General features: G+C 40.1%; 18 protein-coding genes and 1 riboswitch. Of the genes, 6 read left to right on the forward strand and 12 right to left on the reverse strand.

Translation table 11 applies throughout. The annotated features are described in order from the left end of the window. Positions 1 to 267 precede the first annotated feature (267 nt). A complete protein-coding gene (locus K5Q58_RS01750; protein WP_220751945.1) occupies positions 268 to 1,179 on the forward strand; it encodes a LysR family transcriptional regulator in 912 nt (303 codons plus the stop codon). 122 nt (positions 1,180 to 1,301) lie between these two features. Here K5Q58_RS01750 and K5Q58_RS01755 read toward each other — a convergent pair whose 3' ends face one another. The 6 genes from K5Q58_RS01755 to K5Q58_RS01780 all read right to left on the reverse strand — a co-directional run bounded on the left by K5Q58_RS01755 (position 1,302) and on the right by K5Q58_RS01780 (position 8,619). Next, positions 1,302 to 2,054 (reverse strand): HDOD domain-containing protein, encoded by a 753-nt coding sequence (locus K5Q58_RS01755; RefSeq protein WP_220751947.1) that lies wholly within the window; start codon positions 2,052 to 2,054, stop codon positions 1,302 to 1,304. Positions 2,055 to 2,233: 179 nt separating this feature from the next. Then, positions 2,234 to 4,213 (reverse strand): TonB-dependent receptor, encoded by a 1,980-nt coding sequence (locus K5Q58_RS01760; RefSeq protein ID WP_220751949.1) that lies wholly within the window; start codon positions 4,211 to 4,213, stop codon positions 2,234 to 2,236. A 146-nt stretch (positions 4,214 to 4,359) separates the two neighbouring features. Further along, positions 4,360 to 4,615: riboswitch (cobalamin riboswitch) on the reverse strand. Positions 4,616 to 4,792: 177 nt separating this feature from the next. Continuing rightward, positions 4,793 to 5,449, reverse strand: a complete 657-nt coding sequence (locus K5Q58_RS01765; RefSeq protein ID WP_220751951.1) for a hypothetical protein — start codon at positions 5,447 to 5,449, stop codon at positions 4,793 to 4,795. 108 nt (positions 5,450 to 5,557) lie between these two features. Further along, on the reverse strand, positions 5,558 to 5,875 hold the full coding sequence (locus K5Q58_RS01770; RefSeq protein WP_220751953.1) for a DUF3622 domain-containing protein: 318 nt from the start codon (positions 5,873 to 5,875) through the stop codon (positions 5,558 to 5,560). Between the two features lie 107 nt (positions 5,876 to 5,982). Beyond that, positions 5,983 to 7,911: a U32 family peptidase gene (locus K5Q58_RS01775; RefSeq protein WP_220751955.1), complete on the reverse strand. Its 1,929-nt coding sequence runs from the start codon at positions 7,909 to 7,911 to the stop codon at positions 5,983 to 5,985. A 141-nt stretch (positions 7,912 to 8,052) separates the two neighbouring features. Next, on the reverse strand, positions 8,053 to 8,619 hold the full coding sequence (locus K5Q58_RS01780) for a phosphoribosyltransferase (RefSeq protein ID WP_102528939.1): 567 nt from the start codon (positions 8,617 to 8,619) through the stop codon (positions 8,053 to 8,055). Positions 8,620 to 8,797: 178 nt separating this feature from the next. On the opposite strand from K5Q58_RS01780, the gene K5Q58_RS01785 reads away from it, so the two are divergent. Both K5Q58_RS01785 and K5Q58_RS01790 read left to right on the forward strand, forming a co-directional pair. Next, positions 8,798 to 9,472 (forward strand): DNA-J related domain-containing protein, encoded by a 675-nt coding sequence (locus K5Q58_RS01785; RefSeq protein ID WP_374758468.1) that lies wholly within the window; start codon positions 8,798 to 8,800, stop codon positions 9,470 to 9,472. 190 nt (positions 9,473 to 9,662) lie between these two features. Continuing rightward, positions 9,663 to 10,409, forward strand: coding sequence for a thiol:disulfide interchange protein DsbA/DsbL (locus K5Q58_RS01790; protein ID WP_259651198.1), 747 nt, complete (start codon positions 9,663 to 9,665; stop codon positions 10,407 to 10,409). Between the two features lie 128 nt (positions 10,410 to 10,537). Here the strand turns inward: K5Q58_RS01790 and K5Q58_RS01795 are convergent, their stop codons facing one another. The 5 genes from K5Q58_RS01795 to K5Q58_RS01815 all read right to left on the reverse strand — a co-directional run bounded on the left by K5Q58_RS01795 (position 10,538) and on the right by K5Q58_RS01815 (position 16,575). Next, positions 10,538 to 11,068 carry a cytochrome b/b6 domain-containing protein gene (locus tag K5Q58_RS01795; protein WP_220751957.1) on the reverse strand — a complete coding sequence of 177 codons (531 nt, stop codon included), beginning with the start codon at positions 11,066 to 11,068 and terminating at the stop codon, positions 10,538 to 10,540. A gap of 94 nt (positions 11,069 to 11,162) precedes the next feature. Beyond that, the gene (gene hemG / locus K5Q58_RS01800) at positions 11,163 to 11,684 is read right to left on the reverse strand and encodes a menaquinone-dependent protoporphyrinogen IX dehydrogenase (RefSeq protein WP_220751959.1); all 522 of its coding nucleotides are present in this window, start codon (positions 11,682 to 11,684) and stop codon (positions 11,163 to 11,165) included. A 298-nt stretch (positions 11,685 to 11,982) separates the two neighbouring features. Next, positions 11,983 to 13,644, reverse strand: coding sequence for a di-heme oxidoredictase family protein (locus tag K5Q58_RS01805; protein ID WP_220751961.1), 1,662 nt, complete (start codon positions 13,642 to 13,644; stop codon positions 11,983 to 11,985). A 255-nt stretch (positions 13,645 to 13,899) separates the two neighbouring features. Then, positions 13,900 to 15,069, reverse strand: coding sequence for an imelysin family protein (locus K5Q58_RS01810; protein ID WP_220751963.1), 1,170 nt, complete (start codon positions 15,067 to 15,069; stop codon positions 13,900 to 13,902). An 81-nt stretch (positions 15,070 to 15,150) separates the two neighbouring features. Next, positions 15,151 to 16,575 (reverse strand): OprO/OprP family phosphate-selective porin, encoded by a 1,425-nt coding sequence (locus tag K5Q58_RS01815; protein WP_220751965.1) that lies wholly within the window; start codon positions 16,573 to 16,575, stop codon positions 15,151 to 15,153. Between the two features lie 182 nt (positions 16,576 to 16,757). Here K5Q58_RS01815 and K5Q58_RS01820 point away from each other — a divergent pair, with 182 nt between their 5' ends. Together K5Q58_RS01820 and K5Q58_RS01825 are read left to right on the forward strand one after the other, a co-directional pair. Further along, positions 16,758 to 17,954, forward strand: a complete 1,197-nt coding sequence (locus K5Q58_RS01820; RefSeq protein ID WP_220751967.1) for an MFS transporter — start codon at positions 16,758 to 16,760, stop codon at positions 17,952 to 17,954. Between the two features lie 33 nt (positions 17,955 to 17,987). Continuing rightward, positions 17,988 to 18,821 carry a TIGR03899 family protein gene (locus tag K5Q58_RS01825; RefSeq protein WP_220751968.1) on the forward strand — a complete coding sequence of 278 codons (834 nt, stop codon included), beginning with the start codon at positions 17,988 to 17,990 and terminating at the stop codon, positions 18,819 to 18,821. A gap of 7 nt (positions 18,822 to 18,828) precedes the next feature. Here the strand turns inward: K5Q58_RS01825 and K5Q58_RS01830 are convergent, their stop codons facing one another. After that, the gene (locus tag K5Q58_RS01830; protein ID WP_220751970.1) at positions 18,829 to 19,482 is read right to left on the reverse strand and encodes a hypothetical protein; all 654 of its coding nucleotides are present in this window, start codon (positions 19,480 to 19,482) and stop codon (positions 18,829 to 18,831) included. 457 nt (positions 19,483 to 19,939) lie between these two features. Between K5Q58_RS01830 and K5Q58_RS01835 the strand changes: the two genes are divergently transcribed. Further along, the gene (locus K5Q58_RS01835) at positions 19,940 to 20,362 is read left to right on the forward strand and encodes an organic hydroperoxide resistance protein (RefSeq protein WP_220751972.1); all 423 of its coding nucleotides are present in this window, start codon (positions 19,940 to 19,942) and stop codon (positions 20,360 to 20,362) included. Positions 20,363 to 20,380 lie beyond the last annotated feature (18 nt).

Here is a 20,380-nt window from a genome sequence, read left to right on the forward strand (position 1 = left end):
ACCATTAGGCTTATTCAATAAAACACTATGAGTTTATCCGCAAAAGGAATCGATAATACAAGTTTTAGCTTTATTGGTGACGAATAAAAGGAAACCGTAAGTTTGTAATTTTCATATCAAAAAACGCAACAAGTTAACAAGTTAAGTACATTTATGTAAATTAATTACACAGGCGTCTGGACGTCTAGAAGTTTACTGTGGTACTCTGCATCTAAGCAATCGAATAGATTTCACCCGAAAGTTGAACAAAATTCATGTGAGGATAATATGATAGAGCTGAGACACCTTCGTACTCTAATGGCGCTCAAAGAGAGTGGTAGCCTAGCTGGTGCCGCGAAAAAACGTTTCGTAACTCAGTCAGCGTTATCACATCAGATTAAAGAATTAGAAACCCGAATTAACTCGGCTATTTTTATTCGAAAAAGCAAACCGCTGTCATTCACACAAGAAGGCGCTAGATTATTGAATCTCGCTGAAGAGATTTTGCCTAAAGTGATGGTAACCGAATCAGATCTTAAAAAAGGTCTAGATGCGGAGTCACAATCACTAAAACTGGGCATTGAATGTCACAGCTGTTTCCGCTGGTTAATGCCAGTGACAGAAGCTTTTAAACATATTGCACCAGACGGACGAATTGACCTTTCAAGTCGACATTTGTTTGATTCATTAAATGCATTAGAAATGGGTGAGTTAGACATAGTGCTGACCTCAGATCCTGTACCTGGTCACGCCTTGGCTTATCAGCATTTATTCGATTTTGAGGTTAAACTAGTTGTCGCTAACGAAAATTCATTAGCAAAAGAAGCTTTCATCAAGCCTGAGCAATTAGCTAAACAAACATTAATTACATACCCTGTTCCACTGCAGCGTCTAGATATTTTTAAACACTTTTTAGAACCTGCAGGTGTTGAAGCTGGTGAGCAAAAACAGTGCGACTTAACCGCGATGTTATTACAACGTGTCGCGTGTAACGATGGCATAGCGGCATTACCAAGTTGGTCAATTAATGAGAGCCATGGATTAAACCTCTCTTCAGTAAAACTTGGCGCAGAAGGATTAAAGCGTCCATTATTTGCAGCCTATCGCCGTAATGCGGCTAATACGAGTTTAATTCAAAAATGGTTAACGTTAGTGGCAGCAGAGGGCTTAAAGTTACAGCGCTTAAGTCAGCAACACTAATCTGAGCGCAGTTATATAACCTGTCAAAGAGCGCGTTAGACATAAAAATGCCACTCATTGAGTGGCATTTTTGTATCTGAAACTATTTAGATAAAACCATGAGTTAACTTATAAGTTAGCAGTTACTCATCTCCCACAAGCGGATTAATCAGCACATTGCGCTTAGCTAGCACATGTCTCAAAACCATCCCCGCAGAATTAGGATTATTCGTTTGGCTAATATTATGAGCAACCATAAATTCATTACGTAAATCATCATCTAAACCTAGCGCCTCAAACGCTTCGATAGATAAACTTTGCTGCTGTGTATCAATTAAGTTTTTAATCACTTGCAATGCAATCGCTTTCTCTGAGGCGGCATTTAAAAATGCAAAAGCACTCAAGGTAATCACTTGGCCAAATACACTGAATAAGGCTAGGGTTTGCACTTCGTCAGCATCAATATCAATGGGTTGATCGCTCTCTTCAATATCACGAAGGTGCTGAACCGCATCAACTGCAATATTCTCAGTTAATGTCCAATAGCCTTTTACCAGTTTACTATAAGGTTCTTTTAACTCATCTAAACGCTCTTTTAAATAAAAAGAAAACGCATAGCGATAAATATTCACTTGTCCTAAACGGATAAGAGCATCTTTAATACTACGATTTTTAGTAGAGATGATACCACCAGCTTGAGCAGTATTACTGCGCCATAATAGATGCGCAGCTAAGGCTGGGTCACTTGAAACGATGTCGATTAAAATACGAATATCGGCTTCGTTAATCAGTGCTTTCTTTAAAGGAATCAAAATACCACGTCGACCAATCACTTGCTCTTCGTTTCCGATAATAGCTTTGACTTGAGTTAGCACCTGTTGCTCAAGATAGGTCATATTGTACTGCTTCCCTTTAATATTTTTAGATTTCTATTAGGGAATTTATCCACATAAGCGGCACTAAGGTCAAGTAATTAATCTATTATCAAACAAAAAGCCGACAAGCTGCTTGTCGGCTTTAGATTCTTCGTCATTTACGCAGCTAAGCGAATATAATAGCAGTACAAAAAAATGGCTTAAAAGCGGTATCCCGCCGTTAAGCGAACTGAGCGACCATTACCAGAATAATATCCATTGCCCCAAGCAGAGTAGTAACCCGCACTGACATATTCTTCATCTAATAAGTTATCGGCGCGCAAACTCGCAGACCAGTTATCGCGTGTATAGTTAAGCGCTAAGTTAGCTAGCACATAGCTTGATAACTTAGGATCAACGTTGCCATTATCACCTTCAATAAAACGTTCACCTGTGTAGATACCTTCTACAAATAGCTGCCACTCAGATGCAATATCGTAACTTAAGTGCGCGCGGCCGTTATGCTTTGCAACCCAAGAAAGTGCTTTACCTTCGTTTTCGCCTTCAGTGAACTCTGCATCAATGTATTCATACGATGCTCCTAATAACCAATCAGCTGATAACTGAATATCGTAACTGGTATTGATCCCGTATCGACGCGATGCATCAGCATTAACGTTAGCCCCACCACCTTGAGGACCGTCAGTACGACCAGCATCGTAAACAATCTCATCTTCTAAATCGAGGCGGTACGCATTTAACTTAAATACCTGTGCTGTTGTGGTCCAATCCCAACCCGCTTCATATGAGCGACCAGTTTGTGGGTCTAGCCCAATAGTGGTGATAGGGGTATAAGCTTGTTCATCCACTTTAGCGAAGCGGAAGTTATCATTGGCGCGGATATAAAAACGGTTTTCAATACTTGGACGATAGTTAAGGCCTAACTCAAATGCATGCGCATCATTATCAAGCTCTACACCAGTTGGATAGAGTGTTTGATCTGTTAAGTCATCAGTGACTTCACTGTAACGACCACCAACAACATAAGATAATGTCTTAGTTAACGGTACTGACGCTTGAGCATAAACACTGGCCATTTTTTGCTCATTGTTTCTTTGAGTATAGGCTAAATCAAAGTCAGCTTCACCGATGCTTAAATCAATACCTGCAACAATATCTAAATCACCCTGTTCAAGCTGGTAGTTAGCCGTGGCTTTTGGTGAAAAACTTAATAAATTACGTTCAATACGACCAGCGCTGCCATATAAAAAGTTAGTGGTTAACGTGTCTGAGTAGGTTAAATCAGCAATTAATGCCCACTCTTGGTTTAACTGATATTCATAGCCACTACGCAGCGCTGTGGTCATTTCGTGAGTGTATTCGCCATCAGTGAAAGGAGCAGCTTGAGTTGGGTCTTGCTCAAACTGTTCAAGTGATAATGCACCTGGTGCTTGGCGGTTATCATCAAAATAGTTAGCTTCGACAAAGAATTGCTGTTTATCTGATTGATACTGTAAACGACCTAACACTGAGCCAGTTTCGCTTTCATTATTGTCTCGATAGTTGTCACTTTGGTTATAGCTCGCTGCTAAATAATAACGCCACGCCTCATTTATCGCCCCAGAGATATCACCTTTAGCTTCATAAGTATCAAAGCTACCACCGCTAAGTTCAAAGGCTCCACCAGTGCCATTAGGTGCCTTAGTGATGATATTAATCACACCACCTACAGCTTGGTCACCATAAAGCACACCTGCTGAGCCGTATAGAACTTCTACGCGCTCAACTTGATTTAATGGCACGGCATTGATGCTAGGCGCTGAGATATCGATATTATTTAAGCGGCGACCATCAATCAAAATCAAGGTGTTACTGGCAGCTTGTGACGCCGTAAAGCCACGCATCGCAAAGGTGGTTCCTGAGTTATTATCAGAAACTTGAATACCTGCTTGGCTACGAAGTAAGTCAGTTAAACTCACCGCGCCGCTCATTTCAATATCAACCTGATCAATAACGTTAACGTTGGCAGCAATGTTTAACGGATTGGCTTCACTCCGACCGATAACCACAATGGTTTCAGTGCTATTAGTAGCAGAAGAAGTGTTAGCTGTTTCAGCTGTTGCGCTTGAAACAAATGATACAGCAGAAACGCTTAATATTAGGCTAAGCGCAGTTGCGATTTTAGTTGGATTAGTACCCATTTACCTTTAACTCCTGAAAGGAAAAATGGGGCATATTTGCCGCAGCGAATTGTGCTAGTGTTCAGCCAGAGAATCGGATCTATTGGATCCACTCACCTTTGCTATCAACTAGTGAAGCTACATTTCGAGATCTGCCCACCGAAATCTCAAAATCATCTTTTTGGGGCCGGTCTCCGGACTTAGGATAAAGTCATATAAATGACTCACGAAGCAGAGTTTTAAACGTTTTCATTTACTGTAATTACCTTTATTGTAATTAATAGCAAACATAAGCAAACGCACTCAGTTCTCACCATTACCGTTGCGGGGGCAGCACTAGACTCTCACTAGTTTCCCGATTATCCCGTGTCACAACATCACAAAGATGAAGCACTCACAGGCACCACATAAGATTGACGATAAATTTGTCATTGTTACGATTGTCGTTAAACAAGTCCATATAACAACTAGGCGCATTATAACTGGTTAAAGTTACTTTTTGGTATAAAGAATGAGGATCATTCATATTATTCAATGCTGAGTTATACAGATTGAATAATATGAGCTCATATAAAATAGATAAAGGCTTGCTAAATAGACCTAACGCTGAAATTTAAGTTGCAGCATTTTTGAAATGAAATCGCGATGATTTGAGCCATTTAGCGGTGGATTAGACTCGCTAAACACTTCGCCTCTCATCGACTTATGAATTAAATACATATCTTCGGTATCTTTAAGTACAGCGTAATAACCAATTTCACCCTGACGTGTTCTAGATGTTGCTCCACCATAAACATTCTTCATATTGGTACAGCCAATAATACCGTGATAAGCCTCTTTGCCACCAATTTGGGTCATACCAAGTTGCTCATAAGTCACACTACCTTGGCAGGCATCTTGGTATGTATCAGCAAATCTATCTAGAAATTGAGTGCTATCAATGCTGGTAGCTAGGCCTTTAAAGCCTTGAATGCAATATAACGCAGACCAATCGTTGAGAGTTTCACCAGCAGGTACAAACTCAGCTTTGTACATGTTGCCTTTTTCAGAATTAAAAGCCATTTTCCAGCCAACAGGCAGATCAAATGATACTTTATTAGCAAAGATTGAAAGTTGTTTCTGTTCTGAACCGCCATCAGCATCTGAATATGCCGTTATAGCGTTAATATGAGGGGTTGGCTCTTTGGCCATTACATTATAAGAAGGGCTCAATAAAAATAGCCCCGCAGATATTATTAGGGTCATGCTAGCTTTCATACCGAAATCATCCTTGGTATTGGTGCTGAAAGGTGAAACCTAGTTAAATCAAACAGAAATACAGCAACTATGTCACCAAAATGTTGCATTACTGTATTATCTTAACGATTAATCTTCAAGCTCATCCGCTGAATCAGTTAGATCTATTTCATTTGCTTCATCAGTTAACGCTTCTGCAGCAATGGCATCAGCAATAGATTTAGCTTTAATTTTCTTTTCAGTTTTACGTTTATTACGTTCAACTTGGGTGCTCATAAATGCTGTTAGCTCTTTTTGACCCCATGCAACCGCTTCATCTTCTGTTGTAAAACCATCGTGACTCTTAGACACGATCGTTTTAGTTGCACTCATACGACGAGTGATTTCAGTCTTGAAAGTATCGCCAACGGTTAACACTCTAAAATCGTACTTCTTACTTTTGCTCATTATTCGGTTTTTCCTAGCTAAACTCAGCTTAAATTAAGGTCGCGCAGTGTACGCGAACATTGTCTATTTAGCACTCATTTTGAGCACTTTTAAATTAAAAGGTAAAGCTACTGCTTTACTAGTTGGTTTGAGCCCACAATCATCATTTCACATTTCTGACAATCAAAGACTAACTTCAATCTATCTTTACCGATATCTAACACCATAGGATCGGCTTTAATCCCTTCAACTTCTTTAGGACATAAGTTGAAACTGTAACGTAAACAGTGCTTAGTCACCATCAATGGCGCATCAGTTAATACTTGGTTTTTCTCGTAAGTATCTTCCATCTGAATCACGCCATGCTGCTCGTAAAACTCACGAGACTTATCATTGGCAACGTTAGATAAAAAGCTTAAATACTTTTGCGGGAAACGCGCTTCTTTATCATGCTCACCACGAAGTGGACGCTGATAAGCATTTACACGAGCCTCATCAAAAGCCGCTATCGCATCTCGGCGTAGACCATTGATGACTGAAGCTGGTAAAAACCAGCGATTGGCACAATTAACCTGTAACTGCTGCAAGCTGTAGTCACTGTTACCCAGTTTAGCTAACTGAGTACGTAAATTCGCGTCAGCTTTGGCGTAATCTTTTGCTGGCTCTTTAGCCCATTCAAGTTTAACCGTGACTGAATGTTGATGCTTATCTGAAACTGTTAATGCAATACCAGTCTCAGTGTCATCTAACACCATATCGACCATGATTTTACGGGTGGCTGAATCTTTTGATAGCAAAGCATCAAACTGGTGGTCAAAGTTTCTGAAAAGCTCGACACCCACTTTCAAGTCTTTACTGACATCGGTTAAAAATAAAGTATTCCCATCGGCGCGGTTTACCCGCAAACCTTTGGTTTTGTTATCTGACAAACGTTGCTTTTGATAACCATCAATAAAGAAACACAAACCATCACCATTATTAAACTCGATGGTTTTACCAGCTTTTGCACTGTCGACTTTAATGAAGTCGCGGCCAACACCCACAATGGTACCGACCTTTTCACCTATGTATTTAGGTGAACTAAAATGCTCAATCAATGCGGTACGCTGATTGATAAAATAATCGGTTTTACCACGGTTAAAGCTTTTTTCAGGATCTGGTGTGAAAGTGAACTCACTGCGACCATGAGACATAGATTCTAGATCGCTGCGGCGATCGATAATCGCATCAAGCTGCTGACGGTAATGTGCGGTGACATTTTTAAGGTAACTGATGTCCTTTAAACGTCCTTCAATTTTAAAAGAGGTCACGCCCGCATCAATCAATGCTTCGAGGTTTTCCGTTTGGTTATTATCTTTAAGTGATAATAAATGCTCATTTTCAGCTAAGACTTCACCATCTCGGGTTGAAAGGTCACATGGTAAACGACACATTTGCGAACACTCACCGCGGTTAGCACTGCGATTTGAAAACGCATGACTGATGTTACATAAACCGCTGTAACTTACACATAGTGCGCCATGGACAAAATATTCCAATTTAAGCTTGGTGTTGTCAGCAATTTGCTTAATTTGCGGCAAGTTTAACTCGCGGGCTAATACTACTTGCGAGAATCCCACCTGCTCTAAAAATACTGCTTTTTCAGGGGTGCGATTATCCATTTGCGTACTGGCATGCATGGCAATTGGCGGTAAATCCAATTGCAGCAACCCCATATCTTGGATAATTAACGCATCGACACCTGCTTCATATAATTCCCAGATTAAGCTCTGCGCCTGCTCAATTTCGTCATCCATCAAAATGGTATTTAACGCAACGAAGACTTGAGCATGATAGCGATGAGCAAATTCAGCTAAACGAGTAATATCTTCAACACTGTTACCCGCATTATGGCGTGCGCCAAAAGCTGGGCCACCAATGTAAACCGCATCAGCACCGTGACGAATGGCTTCAATACCATAGTCAGCGTTTTTTGCAGGTGCAAGAAGCTCTAACTGTTTCTTTTCAGTAGGCTTAGTTGGCGTTGATGTCGGCGAAAATATTTCTACAGAACTCATAATGAATGTTTATCTTTTTCTAGGTAATAAAAAATGCATCAAGATAGTAGCTAAACACGGACTAAAACCACGTGTATGTCACTATCATTGACGCACTGTTCAGCTTGCTAGTTTAGCAAAAAATAACCAGTTTCGTTGCTTTTACTTAAACAAATGCTGAATATTCTTAAAATCACTTTTACCTTCAGCGATTTCCTGCGGGTTTAATCCCGATACTTCATGAGGGAACACTAACCACTCTTCAGACTCGTGAATAAAGTAATCAGGCTTCAAATCTACCGCTGTATTCTTTGGTTTGTAATAAGGGCAGGCAACACGAATATCAGTAGGGATGTTCTTACGCATAAACTTTTGCAGCTTATCGATTAACGCATCAACACTACGACCAGAGTCAAAAACATCGTCAACAATCAATAGTCCATCATCAGCATTAGCATTTTCAATAATGTAATGTAGGCCATGTACTTTGATTTTCTTGCTTTGCTTGTCGGTACCAATTCCGTAATAAGAAGACGTTCTTACGGCGATATGATCCGTTTCAACATTTTTGAAATCATAGAATTCTTGCACAGCAATACCGATTGGAGCGCCACCACGCCAGATACCAACAATAAATTGTGGTCTAAAGCCACTGTCATAAACCTGCGCAGCAAGTTTAAAAGAATCTTCCAGTAGCTGTTGTGCACTGATGTAATGTTTATCTGTCATTGGTTTTGGCCCCTATCATTTTTATTGCGGCGAATTTTATACCAAATTAGGATAGTTTGTCTGTGAGGAATACGTTTAATCGTCATATTTGTTAAACAAAATGAACTTAGGGACGCTATAAGCGGTTGAACAAAAAAACATCATTGACTCCACATTGTTCTGTGGCATAGTAAATTTAATGCCAATTCATAGCGAAACCAACACTATGCTTGCAGCTAATGACGCTCAACTTCGACAACAAGCCGACTCTGATAGATTATCTTCAAGAAGTGATAATCCGTTGATATGGCCGCTTCTCACTCTACTGCAAAGTTCTTGTCAAAGTTGGAAAGTCCACCATTTAGCCAGCGAATTGCAAGGCAAAGGATTAATGCATGATTTAGATCCTGAACCTGAAAAAGATCTCTTCAAACGTAACTTCCTGTTAATGAACGCCCTTTTTGAACTACAGAGCTTGCTACTTCCTAATCAATGGTTGCAAGTTAAAGCTATGGATATTCAGATTTTCAGAATTTTGCCCCATGACATTGCCGTGCAGCAAAGCCATGATGCAGCGTTAAAAGAGTATTACCTCGATTGGCAGCAATACGATACGTGCGCTAACGTAGTCAAAGAAATGTTAGAGTCCTTTTGGTCGAGTTATCAAGAGTATATTGGCGTCAATCAAGTATTAATGCATGACAGCCATGCCCTGAGTATTTTTGAGTTAGATGCAAGCGCCACGAATAAAGATATTCGTAAACAATGGCGTAAGCTGGCACTAAAGCTTCATCCCGATCGCCCAGGCGGAGATGCACAGCAGTTTCGACAAGTTTGTGAAGCATGGCAAACTTTACGCTCAAAAGTGGGATAGCACCTAACTTAGTAGCTATTTATTTTTATAAGAAAGCCGCATCACATCACATATTTACCCCTGAAATAAATCATCGTTTAGGTCATAATTCTTGTTAATATTAAGGCAATTAAGTATTGGCTTAATTAAGACTATTTTAAGATTTCTCGCAACTACCAGCGGGTAACGCGACACTTTTATTGAGGCTGAAATGATTAAGATTAAACCTATTGCATTCACTATGGCACTTGCGGCATTCACAATGGCTCTTACTGGCTGTGGTAAACCTGCTGAAGTCACTGCTGAAAAAGCTGTTGAAGTCACTCCTGAAAAAACGGTTGAAACAGCTGCTGTTATTCCATCTAAATTTGTTGAAGGCCAGCATTACACTCAAATTTCTGATGGCCCAGCATCTAGCGAACCTAAGATTTCTGAGTACTTCTCTTTTTACTGTCATAACTGTTACAACATGGAAACCAAGTACCTGCCTGAAATTAAAGGCAACTTGAACAAAGAGATTGGCTTTGAAACTAAGCACGTTGACTTTATGAACAGCGAAATTGGTACTGAAGTGATGCGCGCATTAGCTGTTATTCATGAAGTGGGTAATGAAAAAGCATTAAACGCAGCAATGTTCCAAGCTATTCAAGGTGAAGGCGGTCATCACGATCATAGCGCTCCAGGCCACAGCCATGACGAGCCAGAAATCAACAACCGTGACGACATCAAAAAAGTATTTGCAGCAAACGGCGTTGATGCTGAAACTTATGACAAAATTGCAGACAGCGAAGCAACTGATGCGAAGCTAGCACTATGGCGTCAACAGCAAGTGATGTTCCGCGTACAAAGCGTTCCAACATTTATCGTTAACGATAAGTATGCAATCAACATGAACGAAATGCGCACCTTAGGTGACTTGATTGATGTTATGAATTACTTAGCGTTAGAAAAGAAGTAATTTATGATGTCACAAGCTTCTAATATAAATTGAAGCGCTGATTAGGACATTAAAAAGCCCGACTTTATTAAAATAAAGTCGGGCTTTTTGTTTCTTGCTGATATTACAACTTTAACCATCTTAGTAAGTTAAGAGTTTCGAACCATATCGATAATATGAAATGCAGCAAACACGATGTGAATCATTAAAAAGCCAACAAAACCTTGAGCGAACATAATGTGGTACTTACGCCACATCAATGCATCACTGGTTCCTTGAACAATAAACCAAGCAATACCAGTAATACTCACTAGCGCCATCAAAATCAGGCCTATTCCTTCAACAATACTGAAAATGCCCTTACCGCCAGAACTCGGTAACTTACCCTGCTTTAATTGTTTTACTTCATCAATACATTGTGAAAAGTCTAATTTGAGCCAGGGAAAGAATTGCCGCCAATGACCATTGAGTAAGTTTTTCAGTAAAAACAATAAGCCAAATACTGCCGCTATCAAGCCTATATAAACGTGCAAACTGTCCCAAATACTGGCTTTAGCACGTAAACGACTACCAATTAATATCCATGGACTAGTCACTACAAGAAACACACTCAAGGCCACGACAATGACATGAAGTTTCTCTGATATCAGCTGAATTAACTTGGATGAACTCTGGCTCATAATGCTCCTTACTTTATGTTCAGCGTGTTAGGAAAACGAAATTGGGTCATAAAATCAATAAAGCCAACAAGTTAATTGTTGGCTTTAAACTTATTTACGCTGACTGAATTTGAGCGACGTAGTTATCTACTTTCGTCCAATCAGTGTATTCCACTTTGGTATTTGGATCCGTTGGACCTTTAGTGATCCACATGATAAAGCGGATGATATTGCGATCCATTGGCCCATAGTATTGATAATCTAAGTTACCGCCAAATACTTCTAGTACCTTTGGTTGCCATTCACTTTGTTTTAAAAATGCCTGCATATACATATTAGTATCTGGGGTATTTTTACCTGGCTTTCTTGCTACTAAACTCACTGAAAAGAAACCATTCGCTTTGCTATCAAGCACCTCTTTGTTCTCAGCAACAAACTGATAAAGCTCAGGGCGATGTTTACCATGACGAATACTGGCACCAATGAACACTTTATCAAAATCACTGATATCTGGTTTATCTTGCAGCGGCGCTAACGTGACGGTTTCACCAGCTGCTGTAAGCTTCTCTCCCATGTAATCGCAAATCTTACGGGTTTGACCGTGGACAGTTGAATAGATAATTAAAATGTTACTCACGTGCACCTCGATGATAATAAAAAAGCTAATACGATTATTTAAACCTTGAAACACTCAGTAAGATTTTATTCAACCATGCTATTACATCTAATCTTAATAGAAAGCGAAATATAATTACATGGACCAGATCACGGCAAATTAGCAACAACGACTATTAATAGTTAAGACTTTTGAGTTGCTCACAAAAAAGTGGATAACCCTGATGAGTTATCCACTTCGTTTTTGTTAATCAGCAATTTAAAATTGCTGATTTTGACACTATAAATAAGGTGTTAAAGCAACTAATACGACGAATGCATTATAGCGACATTAGGAAAGACACTAACTGATCTCGTTCTGCTTTAGTTAAAGCCATAAAGGCATCTTTACTGTTTTTAGCTTCACCACCATGCCATAAAATAGCTTCTTCAACACTTGCAGCGCGGCCATCATGTAAAAAACCTGCTTGCGGATTAACTGTTTGCGTTAAGCCTAATCCCCATAAAGGACGAGTACGCCACTCATTACCATTCGCTAAAAAGTCAGGGCGACCATCGGCTAAGTCATCCCCCATGTCATGCAATAGCATATCGGTGAATGGATATATAACTTGCCCCTTGAGTGAATCAATTATCTCAATACCACCAATATCACCTACAGTTTTAGTAGTAAAGCTTGGAGTATGACAGCCAGTACAATTAACTTGAGCAAATAAGCGCGCACCTTCACGTACATCACTATCATCGACATTACGTCTTGCTGGCACGGCTAAAGTTTCGGCATAAAACACCACCGCATCACTAAAAGCCTGATCAGCTTCAGGCTCTCCATTTTCGTCACTACCGGTATCAACAAAACCAGTACGGGTTAAGTAAGAGTCATGCAAGCTGGTGCCAACAACACTTTCATCAGGAAATAACGGGTTTGTAATACCAATATCACCTCTAAGTGCACCTAAAGATTGCACTCTGACACTTGGCGTATTCGCTTTCCACCCAAAACGGCCAAGTGATACTGGGGTTTCATCACCGTTACGCGCCTTAATGGCATCAAACACCCAGTTCGGACGACCTGAAATCTCGTCACCATTTGCATCATCGGCATCGGCTAATGCCAAGATGTCCGCTTCTGGGATAGCTTCAAGTAAACCTAAACCAAATACTGGCATGCCATTACGCCAACCCATTAACACATCATCTTGCAGTAAGTTAGAGGTGACATTAGCACTTTGCTTAGTTTCACCTGGTGCATCATATGGGTTTTCGACTTCAAAAATCGGCTTTTTCAGCTCAACACTGGTGCCATCTGCATAGGTGACAGTATTGCGCTCATAGGAAAGATATACATCGGCTTGACCACCAAAAGCATTATCTTGCCAATCTGCACGAGCTTTAAGTACACCACGATGGAATAACTGGCCGCCAAAATCTGGTACGGCAATGGGCGCACAATAGTTATTGTCAACAGTCGGTGTGACACACTCTTCTGCTGCTTTACTGATCCGCAAGAAGATCCCCGCATCAGAGCCTAACTTAACTCGTGTTGCATCAGCTGCTAAAAATGGTGTTGAGTTACGACCATCACGCTGATGACAAGAATTACAATCTGCATTATTAAATACTGGGCCTAAGCCATCCAATTCAGGGTGCTCAATATTAGGCGCGGTAGTAAACGAGATTTCAAAATTGGCATCACCTTCAAGGTGCAATGCTAAATCAGCGTCCGTTAAATTGGGGGAAGGCGTTGAGAAGCCATGACCAGAATTGCCTGCATCATAGGTTGTGGTATCACCGCCACTGGCAGTAATATCGGTAAAATCAGGATAAATAACAACTGGAGGCTCTGTTATGGTTGGCGTTTCATCATCACCACTGCCGCCACAAGCTGATAAAAGTAAGGCACTCACAACGGATGTCAGCACTACGTTTTTATGATAACGATGGGATTTAGAAGGCTTTACGCTTTTAGGATTCTTGTTCATCTCTTTACACTCTTGTATCACAATCAGCGTTGCTAATATCAGTATTACCGTCGTTTCAGCATTACTGCCGACTTAGAATTACTGGCGACTTAGTATTACTGACGACTTAGAATTACTGCCGAATTAGCGTTACAGCTAAAAATAGTAAATAGCTAAATTGATTTGCCTTGCTCTTTATGGCGGGCTTCATCAATGTCAATAAATAGCTCTACCTCACCTAAGTGTGATGGTAGAGCTACTGTTATCTAACCCGATTTACTGAGCGTTCCACTCAGATAAAAGTGGGATAACATCTGACTCTAATGAGGTTTGTAAAGTAGTAAGTGCTGTTACAGCTGTTTCAACACGAGTACGACCCGCTTCATCAAGAATAGCTTGACGAAATGGCATATCGTCGCTGCCTGCAATAGCTTGAATTTTCAAGATAGCATCATCAATTTCGCTAGAAATACGTACTGAAAGTGTGCTGTCAGCAGCTGCTACGAAATCGATAATACCTTGCTTGTCTGCACTACCAGTAAACTCACCATGGTATACATTGCGCACACCTTGAATGTTGTCAGCAAAATCAGTCAACGAGTTCCAAGAGTATTGTGACTCCACTTTTGAAGTGTCAGCGTTTGCAAGTGAATCACCGAAAGGATCAGCAATTTTACCGTTACCCACTTCATCTACAATTCCTATCATGCCATTGATTAATTCTTCAATTACAGCAAGTTCTGATGAGTAAATAGTGTTGTTATCACTGCCAGGTGTTTTTAATAAATCAGCATATGGCAATGCATTAGTATCTTGTGGGTTATGAGAAACTTGCCATGCATCATCAAGTTGAACCGCATAGTCACGGAAAACTTCTGCAAGAGCGATGACGTATTCTCGCTCAGCAGTGGTTAACTCAGTAATTAATTTAGTGTTATCAGCTACGCCGTCACCAAATAGTAAATATTCGATGGTGTGGAAACCTTGCACGTCATCATTCCAGCTTTTAATGGTTTCAGCATCAAAGCCTGTGTTGCTGTCTAACTGAGTTTGTAGGTCCGTAGTATTTAGCGGCCAGCTATCTAAATGCGGATCAATACTTAATGAATCAACAGGGCCAAAAATGTGCGACTCACCTTGTTCCCAAGGTTTACGTGCATCTTTCCACGCTTCTTGTGCGGCAACTAAATCAGCTTGCGAAGTTGAATTTAATAGCTTTTGGGTTGCCAGTAATAATGCATCACCTTGAGCGGCTAAATCAGCGTAACCGGCAACAATCACATCGTCAGTTAAGTTAGTTATCATTTCAGTTGCAGCGAAAGTAAAGCCTGTTTCAGGTACTACCGGATCAACTGTGTTCGAATCATCAGAATCAGAACCTGAACCACCACAAGCTGCTAAGGTACCCACTAACGTTAATGCTATCGCTGTATACTTAAAATTCATGTAAAACTCCATTTAATCGATATTATTTGCTGATTTAATTCAGCACTTTCATTTCAAAATTAGATAATTCGCTGTCAACCATTACAGCGAGAATTGATAACCCACGCCTAAAGCAAAGAAGTTAGTGTCAGGAATGCTGGCAACTGCGACTTGCTGTAGTCCGCCTTCTGCTTTAATGACAATTTCAGGAATTGGGAAGTAGTTAACTCCGATACTGCTCCACGTATTTTCATAACGCTTAGTCGCAGTACCACTTTCCACTTCCATTAGTGGATTTGAATAATCTATATTGGCAAATACAGTCATAGGAATATCTAAGTAGTCATCAAGCTTAAAGCCTGCTTCAACAAAGAAAGATTGCGATTTAGAGCCCAATTGCGCGAAGTTACCTGGCTGTAAACCTGGAGTGGTTTTATTCGCTAATGTAATTGCATCAGAGTCACTTAAGGTGCCATACATGTATTGACCACGTAGCACCCAAGGCCCCTCAACAAATGCAGCTGCAGCTGTCACTATGCTCAGCGTTCCGTCAACATTTAGCTTGTTGCTTTTGTTACGATTGCCTGAGGTATTGCCGTAATAGTAAGACACGCCAATAGCACTACCAGTTTTAAAGTTGCCGTAATCGATACGCCCAGCAAACGCTAAGTCGTCAGCGTTAACATGCTCAAACCGGGTTTGATGTCCTGATGCAACCCAATCATAAGTTCGAAAGTATTCAGAGTTTAAGCCGCTGACAATCTGGGCTTGATAATGAAAATCAGAGATTTCACCGTAAACACCAATACCATTCTCGTTCCACACAGCCGGAATCATGGCTGCTTCACTTTTGTGACGGAGTACAGTGAGATATTGGTTTGGTTTGTGTAACGTGCTCGTTAGGCCGATTGGCAAGTGAATATTACCGAACTTAACGCCAAAGGCTTCACTAGGGCGATATCTAATTTCCGCTTTTTCGACAACAACTTCGCCGCCAGCTTCTATTTCAGATTCAAACTCACCAAATTCATCAAAGCCATCGTATTCTAGAGCTGCGCCCGTTCCGCCATGCTCATACTCAATCTCAACTTCCATGCTCCACTCATCTGTGAACTGGTAGCCAAACTCGGTAACAATGCGCTCTAAATCGAAACGACTTCTTCTTTCTGGCGAAGTGTCTTGTACATTATCGAAATATTCATCACTGGTGTAGTTCGCGCTCCCGTATGATTTGAATGAGAACTTACTTAAACGATCCTGTGAAGCCGTAACAGTTTCTGTCACTTCTTTAACTGCGACTTGTTGTTCATGTTGAGCAACTTCAATCTGTTTTTGAGAGTCATGTTGAAGAGACTGCTGCTGAGCTAGTTGTTGTAATTGCTCTTTTAATGATGCGATTTCAGCTTCTTGCTTAGCAATTGCTTTTGCTAAATCATCTGCAGAAACAGCTGCATATGCTGTATTCGTCGCACCCAAACCAATCACACTCGCTATAGATACTGCCAACAGCGTTAACTTTTTGCTCATCTCATTCTCCACCATAATTGCGCGCTTTGTTAATACGGCGACACATTATATCAAATAATAATCATTTGCATTAAAATTTACATTTATTTTTACAACCTCATTTACATTTAATTTACACTTAGCGTATAAATGCAATTTATGTAACCATATGTCTATTGAGTTAAAATCAGGAAAAGTGCCTTATGTCAGTTAGTTCCAGCAAAAATCCTCAGCAGCTTTTATTGTGGATGACTTTCGTTATGTCGATGGTTTTTGCGGTATGGCAGGCGCTACTGAATAATTTTGTGATTGAAAGAGCGGCTTTTAGTGGTGCTGAAATAGGTATGCTGCAAAGCTTGCGTGAAGTACCAGGCTTTTTAGCATTCACAGCAATATTTGTATTACTCCTTATACGTGAGCAATCCTTTGCCTTAATCTCATTGGCCGTTTTATCTATCGGCATTGCTATAACAGGTTTTTTTCCCAGTGTTTTGGGGTTATATTTAACAACAGTATTGATGTCGATTGGATTTCATTACTTCGAAACCATCAATCAATCGCTGACTTTACAGTGGGTAGATAAAAAGGATACCGCAGGATTTTTAGGTAAAGCCTTAGCATGGCGATCAGCTGCTGCACTGATGGGCTATGGCAGTATCTGGCTTATCATGAGCTGGCTTAAACTCGACTATGTTTGGATGTACGCCATTATTGGCTCGTTAGGATTAGTCGCTGTATTGATTATGGCCGTCTACTACCCCAGGTTTGAAATCGCTGAACCGCAACACAAAAAGCTTATCTTCAGAAAGCGTTACTGGCTTTACTATGCTTTAACGTTTTTGTCTGGCGCTAGACGACAGATTTTTATGGTGTTCGCAGGTTTCATGATGGTCGAAAAATTTGGCTATTCAGTTTCGGAAATCACTGCCCTATTCTTAATTAACTATGTGGTTAACTTGTTTTTTGCGCCTGCGATTGGTCGCTTTATTGGCCGTATTGGCGAGCGAAATGCCCTAGTGATTGAGTACGTAGGATTAATCATTGTCTTTGCCAGTTACGCGGTGGTTGAACACGCTGAAGTCGCTGCAGCTCTTTACGTTATTGACCATTTACTGTTTGCAATGGCCATTGCTATGAAGACCTATTTTCAGAAAATTGCTGACCCGAAAGATATTGCCGCAAGCATGTCAGTCAGCTTTACCATCAATCATATTGCCGCAGTCATCATTCCTGCTCTACTGGGTCTCTTGTGGTTAAGCTCTCCCCAATGGGTATTTATGATAGGTGTGCTATTTGCCTTATGTTCATTAGTGCTTTCGTTAAATATCCCCTCAAAACCTGAACCTGGGCACGAAACAAACTGGGGTAAATCAGCTAAAATAAATAGTGATACGATGTAATGTGGACAATGCGTTAAGCCTAAGAGAATAACAATGACAGATAACCATCCTAATCAAACAGAAAATACTGCCAATACCAGTATGTCTGCCCGAAAAAAAGCACTACTTTTGGGCAAAATGCTCGGGTTAGCCAGTGAAGATGATTATCGACCCTCTCAAGCCTCTATTGGCGAACGCGCGCAGTTTAGATTACAAAAAAGCCAAATTTTACATCAGCTTAATTTGGAAACTATTTTTTCGTTAGCCTTAAATTACACCCCTTCTGACGTCACTGGAGAAGACCTTGATCCAGATTGGAGTTACCAGTTTTTTCAAATGGCTGAACAAATCAGTTCCCGCAGAATGCAGGACTTATGGGCACGGATTCTCGCTAGTGAAATTGTAAAACCAGGTAAGTTTAGCCTCAGAACATTAGCCATTTTAAAACAGCTAACCCAACGGGAAGCACAAGTACTTGAAAAAGCATTAGGTATGTCTGTAAAACTCAATTCCGAAACCCGATATAAACTGTTAAATGGTTACCGTATTCAGGGTGGGTTACAGCAATATTTTAGAAAAACCTCCAACGTTAATGTCGGCCTTTCAAAATTCGGGCTCCCATACTCAAGCATATTGACGTTAATGGATGCGGGTATTTTACATAGCAGTGAATTTGAAACTGGATTATTGGATAAAAATGCTTCAATTTTACTGAGTATGACTGATTCTCAAATTAAACTAACCCCTAAAAGTAATAGCTTATTATTCAGTTATTACCGTTTTACTCCAGTCGGGGATGAGCTATGTTTATTGGTTCAAGCAAAAGCAGATAAGGAGTTTTCTCGGGCGTTAACGCAAATTTTAAAAGCTGATTTTTTGATAGGTTAGATTGGTTTTAATCCGACTTTAATTTCAGCACGTTACTTGCATTTGTATCGTTAGCATTCATTTCATGTTCATATAAATATGAATGCTGGGCTTTATGCATAGAAAATAAAAACTGCCTTAGGGTTTCTCGAGACTCATCGCTGACTACAATCGTAGCGGCTATCACACCATTTTCAGACCGTACAATTTGATATTCAATCTCAAAGTTTATCTCTTTGGTTAAAATCAACTTGGCTCGTCGCGAATGATTATTAGCAGAAATGTTTGGTGCATAAAGAGTTAAACCAGTACTTGAAAGCGATAAAACTTCAATTGCAAGATTGGTATCGAAATCAATAATTCTGACATCATCTAATTCTTTCATTCGCCAACTGCGCTCAGCTCCACGGGTATCAACCACCTCAGGAATACCTAACTTAGGCGTAAATTGGCCAAGTTCATCCATGGCTATATTTAATGGAAACCACAAACGGTAGTGACTGATTTCAGCAAGTAAGGTTAACTGGGTCTTACCGAGTAGACTAGCCAAAGTCGACGGTATTTCAGTCGTCACTGAAACTGTTTCCGAGCTGCTCTCCGGCGAAGACTTAACAGCAGAAGGCTTCTTAGCGAATAATTCGCTAAAACAAGCTAACTCTTCTTTTGTTAAGTTGGTATTCATTCTCTACCCTTGATACTCAATTGTTATATTTCGCAACAATTGTAACACGCGGATTTAACGTGTACAATTTCGCCCTGCACTAAACAATTTAAAACTCTAATAAAAAGAACTACTTTCTAGATTTTATCGCTATAAGCCATTCCTTGTACTGTTCAATATACGACCACATTTTTATAAAAAAGTTTCAAACCGATGATTGAAACTTTAATAAGACCGCCCAAATGGATAAGTTATTGTACGATTTACTCCGTCTTTTTGTTCATTTTTGAGTACTTAACCATTCCTTACATAAGCAACTGTTTTTATTGATTAAGAAAAACAATTTATCAAATCAAATTAAATTAAATTGCGCACAACTTAATTTAGGCGTATTGTATTCATCATTGAGTGAATAAAGTGCGATTTCTTATTGAGTCACTCATTTTCAATTCATATTAATGACGATTAGGAGTTTTCAATGGATATCATTTATTCAGCTACAGCAACTACAACAGGCGGACGTGATGGTAAATCAGTATCGTCAGACAACAAGCTTTCAGTTAATTTAAGTACCCCAAAAGAGCTTGGCGGCGCAGGTGGTGAAGGTACCAACCCAGAACAATTGTTTGCTGCAGGATATTCAGCTTGTTTTATTGGTGCTATGAAGTTTGTTGCAGGACAAGATAAGAAAATACTAAGCTCTGATCTTTCAGTTGAAGCGACAGTAGGAATTGGGGGGAACACCGCTGGAGTTGGCTTTGCAATTGATGTTGAATTGCGGATCACTCTACCTGGTATGTCTAAAACAGAAGTTGAAGCTCTGGTAGAAAAAGCACATCAAGTTTGCCCATACTCAAATGCAACTCGCGGTAATATTCGTGTTGAGCTAGTTGTATTATAAAAATACATCATTACTTTT

The organism is Shewanella sp. KT0246, assembly GCF_019654955.1.
Classification (GTDB): Bacteria; Pseudomonadota; Gammaproteobacteria; order Enterobacterales; family Shewanellaceae; genus Shewanella; species Shewanella goraebulensis.